The sequence below is a fragment of the Pseudomonas sp. HY7a-MNA-CIBAN-0227 genome (assembly GCF_040310325.1).
GTDB lineage: Bacteria > Pseudomonadota > Gammaproteobacteria > Pseudomonadales > Pseudomonadaceae > Aquipseudomonas.
Window position 1 is genome coordinate 1 of record NZ_JBEOPT010000134.1, and the last position, 272, is coordinate 272.

The 272-nt window shown below is 43.8% G+C and carries 1 protein-coding gene; it reads right to left on the reverse strand.

All coding sequences use genetic code 11. From position 1 onward, the window contains the following. The coding region (locus tag AAEZ06_RS27295; RefSeq protein ID WP_350617224.1) for a GIY-YIG nuclease family protein at nt 1-272 on the reverse strand (272 nt) is incomplete at both ends.

A 272-nucleotide genomic window follows, 5' to 3' on the forward strand; every position in this document is an offset into this window, starting at 1 on the left:
CAGCAAGGGTGTGAAACAACTCTTCGCAGTCAGCTTTTAATGGGTCGGGTGTATGCGGCTTATTACCACTATTACCATTTTTTAGCTCATAGCGCCCCACGTCAAGGGCAGTGGCAATTGCTTTATGCTCCATATACAGCGCATGGGTTTGGGTCATGGAATTATTGGTTGAAAGCATGACAAAAGCCCGCGTCCAAAAGTCTTTTTTATGATGTTGATTGAGACGAGTTTTCAAATCGCCAGTTTGCCCGATATAAAGTAATGGCTTATCT